This window comes from Aeromonas sp. QDB39 (assembly GCF_027707585.1).
In the GTDB taxonomy this organism is placed as follows: Bacteria; Pseudomonadota; Gammaproteobacteria; order Enterobacterales; family Aeromonadaceae; genus Aeromonas; species Aeromonas hydrophila.
On the sequence record NZ_JAPCIV010000132.1, the window covers coordinates 1 to 816 of the forward strand.

At 62.1% G+C, this 816-nt stretch carries 2 protein-coding genes; both read right to left on the reverse strand.

Going from position 1 to position 816, the window contains the following annotated elements:
- On the reverse strand, positions 1 to 118 hold a 118-nt coding region (locus PG899_RS24335; RefSeq protein ID WP_049318180.1), incomplete at its 3' end, for a DUF4158 domain-containing protein.
- Between the two features lie 3 nt (positions 119 to 121).
- A complete protein-coding gene (locus PG899_RS24165) occupies positions 122 to 682 on the reverse strand; it encodes a recombinase family protein (RefSeq protein WP_001161490.1) in 561 nt (186 codons plus the stop codon).
- Positions 683 to 816 lie beyond the last annotated feature (134 nt).

Genomic DNA, 816 nt, shown 5'->3' on the forward strand with positions numbered 1-816 from the left:
GGATCAGCGACAGGTCGGAGTCGTTGAAGGTGTAGTAGCGGATCAGGTCATCCTGGCTTTCCGGCAGCGCAAGCAGGGTGTCCCGCTCCGTGGCCGAGAGGATCAAGCGACGCGGCATGTGTCAGTCGTCCGTGCGGAGGTACTGGTAGAGGGTTTCCCGGCTGATGTTGAACTCGCGGGCAAGCTGCGCCTTGGGCTCGCCGGCCGTCGCTCGCTGCCGCAGGGTAGCAGCCTGCTCATCGGACAGGGCTTTCTTGCGGCCCCGGTACGCGCCACGCTGCTTGGCCAAGGCGATGCCCTCACGCTGCCGCTCGCGGATCAGGGCGCGCTCGAACTCAGCGAAGGCCCCCATCACCGACAGCATCAGGTTGGCCATCGGCGAGTCCTCGCCAGTGAACACCAGGCCCTCCTTCAGGAACTCGATGCGCACGCCGCGCTGAGTCAGCTTCTGTACCAAGCGACGCAGGTCATCGAGGTTGCGGGCCAGCCGATCCATGCTGTGCACCACCACTGTATCGCCTTCGCGGACGAAGCTCAGCAGCGCTTCGAGCTGGGGGCGCTGGGTGTCCTTGCCCGATGCCTTGTCGGTGAACACCTTGCTCACCTGGGTTTGTTCCAGCTGGCGTTCCGGGTTCTGGTCAAAGCTGCTGACCCGGACGTAGCCGATGCGGTGCCCCTGCACGATGTCTCCTTGGTTGAAGGCGGCTTAAGTGCACTTTCTGTTCCGTTGTGCCTCAAAGCCCATTTCTGTCAGGCTGAAATCTATAACCTTCGCGGGCATGTGTCAAAAAATGGGAAAGCAGACTCTATTCTGAC